Annotated in this window: 5 protein-coding genes; 2 read left to right on the plus strand and 3 right to left on the minus strand. The window is 72.6% G+C overall.

The window, feature by feature from the left end; genetic code table 11:
* Nucleotides 1-102: 102 nt before the first annotated feature.
* The 3 genes from ABD352_RS42575 to ABD352_RS42585 form a co-directional block, all read right to left on the minus strand.
* Nucleotides 103-843 carry a phosphatase PAP2 family protein gene (locus ABD352_RS42575; RefSeq protein WP_425553888.1) on the minus strand — a complete coding sequence of 247 codons (741 nt, stop codon included), beginning with the start codon at nt 841-843 and terminating at the stop codon, nt 103-105.
* Between the two features lie 65 nt (nt 844-908).
* Nucleotides 909-2,156, minus strand: a complete 1,248-nt coding sequence (locus ABD352_RS42580) for a trypsin-like serine peptidase (protein WP_344618256.1) — start codon at nt 2,154-2,156, stop codon at nt 909-911.
* Between the two features lie 529 nt (nt 2,157-2,685).
* A complete protein-coding gene (locus tag ABD352_RS42585; protein ID WP_344618257.1) occupies nt 2,686-4,506 on the minus strand; it encodes a potassium channel family protein in 1,821 nt (606 codons plus the stop codon).
* 113 nt (nt 4,507-4,619) lie between these two features.
* Here ABD352_RS42585 and ABD352_RS42590 point away from each other — a divergent pair, with 113 nt between their 5' ends.
* Nucleotides 4,620-5,606, plus strand: coding sequence for a hypothetical protein (locus ABD352_RS42590; protein ID WP_344618258.1), 987 nt, complete (start codon nt 4,620-4,622; stop codon nt 5,604-5,606).
* Between the two features lie 67 nt (nt 5,607-5,673).
* Nucleotides 5,674-6,255 carry a class I SAM-dependent methyltransferase gene (locus ABD352_RS42595; protein ID WP_425553889.1) on the plus strand — a complete coding sequence of 194 codons (582 nt, stop codon included), beginning with the start codon at nt 5,674-5,676 and terminating at the stop codon, nt 6,253-6,255.
* The last annotated feature ends 129 nt before the right edge of the window (nt 6,256-6,384 follow it).

A 6,384-nucleotide genomic window follows, 5' to 3' on the forward strand; every position in this document is an offset into this window, starting at 1 on the left:
GAAAAATCCCGATGCCTGGCGGCATCAGGATTTTTCGGACATTTCTCCCGACGGGGCGTAAGTCCGATAAGGCGGAGCGCCCGGTTCTTCTGGTTCGCGGTCTTATGCCCGATTGCCGAGCGGCGTCCGGGTCTCGGCCGGCGAGACGTCGTAGAACGGGCCGGCCCAGCCCGCGCGCGTCAGGCGCCCGCCGAGCGGCAGGGCGTCCCAGGGCACCCGCCGCAGGAGCCGGTCCAGGAACAGCCCCAGCAGCAGCGCCGCCAGGCCGTCCGTGATCCAGTGGAAGCTCAGGTACGTCGTCGTGAACAACAGCACCAGCGGAACCGTGTAGCGGATCGCCGCCACCACCCGCGGGCTGACCACGCCGGTCAGGAGGGTGGCGAGGACGCCGTACCAGACGATGGCGTTCACCACGTGGCCCGACGGGTACGACATGCCTTCGTCGGCGTAGAAGAGGTACTCCGGGTGGGCGTGCAGGTGCTCGCTCGCCGCCAGCCGGTCGGTCCAGATCTTCAGCGGGCCGATTGTCACGTACGTGATCGCGAAGGCGCCGATCACCAGCAGGAACGGGCGCACGGTGCGGCGGGCGCGGGTCAGGAAGAAGGCGACGATCACCGCCAGCGGGGTGAGCACCTGCCCGCCCTGGCCGAGCCGGTTGCACCAGCGCAGCAGGGTGTCGGCCCAGCTCGGGCGGTGCGCGTCGACGAAGTCGCGGACGGCGAGGTCCAGGCTCAGCAACGGGGTCTTCGCGGCCAGCAGGATCGTGATGACGACGAAGCCCGCCACCAGCAGCGCGTCGAGCCACCAACCAGACGGACGGACCGGGCGTAACTCGATGCGCACGGGGTTCAACGGTACCCGAACACGCGAAGGGGCCCGGCGAACCGGGCCCCACGTGCACAGGATCTCTACATGAGCCGGCGCAGCTGGGCGGCGATGCGGTCGATGCGCACGCCGGAGTTCGGGCAGCCGCCGAAGTGGTGCAGGGCGATGACCTTGTTGGTGCGCCGGGAGATCACCGGGGAGCCGGACGAGCCGCCGTCGGTGTCGCAGAAGTACGACATGTCGGTGTTCGACGCGTAGCCGTCGTAGGCCGGGTCGTCGACCGCGCAGTTGCCGCTGCGCTCGGTGCTGTCCTCGCTGGTGATGACCGTCGGGGCGCCCCGCGGGTGCTGCGGGATGTACAGCTCCTCACCGCGCACCGGGGCCCGGTCGTCGATCTCGAGGTACCCGAACTGCTGGATCTGCGCGAAGTTGCGCACGCTGAACAGCGTGTAGTCGAGGATGTCGTCGGTGGCCAGCACCTGGTCGCCCATGACCTTGACGGGACGCAGCGTGGCGCCGCCGTCACACCGCGCGCACTCGTAGTTGAACCACACCTCGGTGTTGCGGGCCTCGCGGGTGGTGGTGAAACAGTGGTGGTTGGTGAGCATCCGGTTCTGGGTGCCGACCCGCCAGGCGGTGCACAGCTCGACGCCGTTGATGAGGATCCGGGCCACGGGCTTCGAGTTCGCGTACGCCACCGGGTCCGACGACTTGTAACAGGCCGCGTTCTCCGCCTCGTTGGTCCGCCCGCAGATGCTCTCCTCGTGCGGCGCGGCGGCGAGCGCGGCCTTCCGGTCGGCGTCGGCCCTGGCCCGCTCGGTGGCGGTCTGCCCGCGCGCCACGCGGTCGATGGTGACCCCCATCGAGGCCAGCCGCGACCGGATCCCGAAGACGTCGTCGTGCCCCTTGACGACCCGCACCACGGCCCGGTCGCCCGACACGGACATGGACCAGTTGTCGGAGTCGCCGAGATCCTTCGAGGTGTACTCGTAGTGCTCGGTCCCCTGCGCGTCGCTCACCACGACCTTGTCGCCGGACCCGAGCGCGAGCCGCGAGAAGTGCACCTTCACGTAGTCGGCGCCCGGGTACTGGAAGGTCCGGCTGGCGGCCCGCTCGATCGCCCCGGCGGTCACCGACTCCAGCACGCCGGCCGGCTCGGCCCCCGGCTCCTGCAGGCCCGAGATGTCGTGGTGCAGGCGCAGCTGCGGCGCGGTGGCCGGCGCCCGGCCCGGTGGCGGCTGCGCCGGGCCGGAAGAAGCCATGGCGACCCCCGCCCCGGTGATTCCCAGCAGGGCACAGACCCCGGCGACGAGCAACGACCTACGGCGCATGAGCGCGTCCTCCCGAATGGGTTGCAAGAAGGGACCGCCCCGGAGTGTTAGGGGTAAATCGGGCGATCCGCCCATTCAACGAGCCATCCGCCCGCCAGGAGGCGGGAACGCTCGTGGATCCGTCGCCCGTACTTGCGTTCCGACCCGTCCGGCTCACCCTGCCACGACGATCGGCCGACATATCCGAAATTTCGGGCATGTCCTGCGATGGCCCCTCCCCGACGAGCGGGCGCGAAGGCTTCCGTCCCCGAGTTCGCCTCGGGACCCGGCAACAGGAGGGAAGGCCCGGGGCGGGAGCGCAGACAAGAGGGCGGGAGCAGAAGGCGGGAGCGGGAGCGGAACACGGGAGCGGGAGCGGAACACGGGAGCGGGAGCGGAACACGGGAGCGGGAGCGGAACACGGGAGCGGGAGCAGAAGGCGGGTAGCGGGAGCGGAACACGGGAGCGGGAGCGGAACACGGGAGCGGGAGCGGAAGGCGGGACGGGGAGGCGGAGTTGGAGGCGAGTCGGACGGCAGCAGGGGCGGGCGCTAGGAAGGGGTGCCGCCGGTCCGGGACAGCAGGTCGCCCAAGCCCAGGCGGGTGGTGACCACGGTGAGCAGATCGTCGGCGCGCAGCACGTAGGCGCCCGGCGGCGCCCACACCGTCTGCCGTTCGCCGTCCGTCGCCACGGCCAGGACCCGTACCCCGCCCACCTCCTGCGCCGCCGACACGGTGCGGCCGTCGAGCTGGGAGCCCGCGCACACCGGTACCTCGGCCAGCAGCAGCACCCGCCGGTCGATCGGGACGGTGCCGATCACCTCGCGCTCTAGCAGGGCGGCGGCGAAGGCGGGTGCGGCGAGGTACGACACGCTCCGCGAAGCGGTGATGCCGAAGGCCCGCTGCACCCGGTCGGCGAAGCGGCCGTCGAGAAGCCGCAGGATGACCCGCAGGTCGGGCTTCAGCGCCCGGCCCTCCAGGGCGGCCTCCAGGTTGGCCTGGTCGTCGGTGGAGACCACGACCAGCGCCCGGCAGGTGTCCACCGACGCTGCCTTCAGGGTCTCGACGTTGCTGGCGTCGCCGACGATGAACGGCACGCCGCGGGCCCGGGCGGCCTGGGCGCCGCGGGCGTTCTCGTCGCGGTCGATGACCACGACGGGGACGCCGAGGTCGACGAAGGAGTGCATGACCCGGGTGCCGACGTTGCCCAGGCCGACCATGACGACGTGGTCCGAGACCGGCTCGCGCAGGCGGCCCAGGGCGATCGCCAGGCGGGCGTTGACGACCGCCTCGACCACGGCCGCCGTGATGACCGGGATGAGGGCCACGTTCACCAGGCCGAGCAGCGTGGTGACGACCTTCTCCGGCCAGTGCGACTCGAGCTCGGGGCTCGCACCGGTGAGCTCGGACAGCAGGGTCACGTAGGCGGCGTTCCACCAGCTCACGTGCTTGTAGTGGGCGATGACCACGCTGCCGGCGACGAGCACGGCCAGCAGCGCGGCGGCGGTGACCCACAGCCGGCGGCTCACCAGTCCGCGCAGCAGCCGCAGGGGGCTGTGCAGCTGGCGGCGCCACCAGCGGCGCAGGCGCTCGACCCTCGGGCGCCGCCGCGGCTCGAGGTGCACGCCCCGCTCCACGACCGTGGCGGCGCGCTCGCCGTTGGCGACGGCGAGTACGAGATCGGCCTGTTCCTGCTCTTCCGGCAGCAGCCGGGGCTCGTCCTCGCCGATGGTGGCGGCCAGGCCGCAGACCACGTCGTCGGGGCGGACCTCGGCGCGGCGGGCCACGAAGAGGGTGCGCTGCGCGACCCGCACGTGCACCGGGGCCACCTCGCCCAGCGCCTCGGACACGAAGGCCGGCGCGGCCATCTGGGCGTCGGAGAGCACCCGCACGTCGGCGAAGTTGCGCCGCACGCTGTGCCCGAGCCGGAGGTTGAACATCCGGATGACCAGCCGGATCTTCGGGTTGACCTCCTGGGCCTGCAGGGCGGCGTCGAGGTTGCCGATGTCGTCCTGCTTGACCAGCGCGAGCGCGTCGGCGCCGGCCAGGTCGGCCCGCTCGAACGCCGCCGTGTCGGGCCGCTCGGCCTCGATGACCCGGCCGCCGTGGCCGGACAGCAGCCGCGCGATCTCCGGGCCGTGCCGCCGCTTGGCGCTGGGCATGATGGCGGTGACGTGCACCCCGTACTGCAGGATCAGCTCACTGACGAGCCGGTGGGCGAGCGGGTCGTCGCCGCACACCACCACGCGCTTCGCCGGGCCGTGCACGACGTGCCGGGTGGCCGGGTCGGCGGAGGGGTCGGGCGGGGGCTCGATAGACCACGGACGGGTGATCGCCTGAACGCGTGGAAGATTGCCGCGCAGGCGCCTCATCAGCCAAGACTCGGACGCCACCGGGCGATCCTAACGAAGATCACCAGTTTCCGAAGGCCCGGCGTCTCGTTGGACCCGGCGAATCGCATTGTCGACCAGATGGGTTTTCGCCGATGAACACGTGGTTTCGCCGGACGGTAGGCACCGTCGGCCTCGCCGGCGGCATGCTGCTGCTGGGCGCCGGCGCCGCACACGCCGATGACACCGCGCTGGCACCCGGCCAGCTGGACGATCTGTTCTCGCCGCTTGGCGGGCCGAACAACCAGTCGCTGCAACTGCAGGCGCACAACGACCGTATCGACACCAACGTCGACACGGACACCGACGCCGGCCTCGAGACCAACCGTCTCAACGACCGCTCGATGCCGGGCTTGCTCGACGGCGTGCCGGTGTCGAGCCTCGTGCCGACCGACAGCCTGGGCCTGCCCCGGACCACGTCGAGCAGCCTGCCGGGCCTCCCGGCCGTGCCCACCGGCGCGGTGACCGGCACCCTGCCGGCCGCCGGCACCGAGGGCCTGCCGCTGGTCGGCCAGCTGACCAGCCTCGACCAGCTGGGCCTGCCGGGCCTGCCGGGCACCGACACGCTGGGCGGCACGTCGATCGCCGACACCTCGACCGCCTTCCCGGCCCTGTCGACGGGGTCCAAGCCGAAGCCGTCCCCGCGCCGGGCCCAGACCGAGGACCTCCCGCTGGTCGGCAGCCTGCCGCTGCTGGGCAACGGCCTGCCGATCCACGGCACGCTGAACCCGGTCGACGACTACGCGATCCCGGTCGGGTACACCGAGTCCAGCGGCCTGCCCCTCGTCGGCGACCTGCCGCTGGGCGGCAGCGACGTGCTCAAGAACGACTCGATCACCGGCGTCCCGGTGATCGGCGGCATCGGCCCGACCCCGGGCGTGAGCACCACCGCCGTGACCAACCGGCTGGTCCCGACCACGGGCGCGCTGCCGCAGGCCACCAGCCGCCTCCCGCTGGTGACCGAGAGCGCCTACCAGCCCCGCCACGCCCAGCCGGAGGCCCTCCCGCTGGTGTCGAGCCTGCCCGCGGTCGGCGGCGTCGCCGGCGGCGTGCTTCCCTTGTTGAGCGGCATCGTCGGCTGACCTTCCGACCGATCGGAAATATCCGGGCGCTGCGCGCGTCCGGATATTTTCGTATTTGGGGGCCGGCATGCTGCCCGAGATCGAGCTCGACCTGGCCGCGGACGGCACCCCGCTCTTCGAGGGCGACTACCGCAGCGACACCCCGCCACCCTTCTGGGCGTTCGCCTGGCCCGGCGGGATCGCGCTGGCGCGGTACCTCCTGGACCACCCGGGCGTCGTCGCCGGCCGCACGGTCGTGGACCTCGGCGCCGGCTCGGGGCTGGTCGCCATCGCCGCGGCCAAGGCGGGCGCGGCCCGCGTGACCGCCGTGGACACCGACCCGCGGGCGCTGGCCGCCGCCCGCCGCAACGCCGAGCGCAACGGCGTGACGATCGAGACCGCCGAGCGGCTCGTCCCGGCCGACGTGATCGTCGCCGGGGACGTCTTCTATTCCGAGACGGTTGCCGCGGCGGTACTGAAGATGCTCCGCACCGCCGCAAGCGTCGCCCTGGTCGGCGACCCGGGCCGGGGCTACCTGCCGGAGCGGCGCTTCGAGGAGCTGGCCGCCTACGACGTCCCCGTCCGCCGGGAGCTGGAGGACGGGGACGTCATGCGCACGCGGGTCTGGCGCCTGCGCCCTACTTCCGCCGCTGCTTCTGCTGGTCCTTGAGCCCGTCGAGGCCCTTGTCGAGCCCGGCCCGACGCAGCGCGTCGGCCAGCGCCCCGCCCCCGCTGAACGAGTCCCGGGACTCCCGCTGGCGGCCGCCGCCGCGCGAGTCGCCGCCGCGCGAGTCGCCGC

The sequence above is a fragment of the Dactylosporangium salmoneum genome, from assembly GCF_039532525.1.
GTDB classification, from domain to species: domain Bacteria; phylum Actinomycetota; class Actinomycetes; order Mycobacteriales; family Micromonosporaceae; genus Dactylosporangium; species Dactylosporangium salmoneum.

Coding starts and splice junctions, on each gene's coding strand:
- ABD352_RS42580 (WP_344618256.1), bottom strand. CDS start 2,156: ATGCGCCGTAGGTCGTTGCTCGTCGCCGGGGTCTGTGCCCTGCTGGGA.
- ABD352_RS42595 (WP_425553889.1), top strand. CDS start 5,674: ATGCTGCCCGAGATCGAGCTCGACCTGGCCGCGGACGGCACCCCGCTC.
- ABD352_RS42585 (WP_344618257.1), bottom strand. CDS start 4,506: ATGAGGCGCCTGCGCGGCAATCTTCCACGCGTTCAGGCGATCACCCGT.
- ABD352_RS42590 (WP_344618258.1), top strand. CDS start 4,620: ATGAACACGTGGTTTCGCCGGACGGTAGGCACCGTCGGCCTCGCCGGC.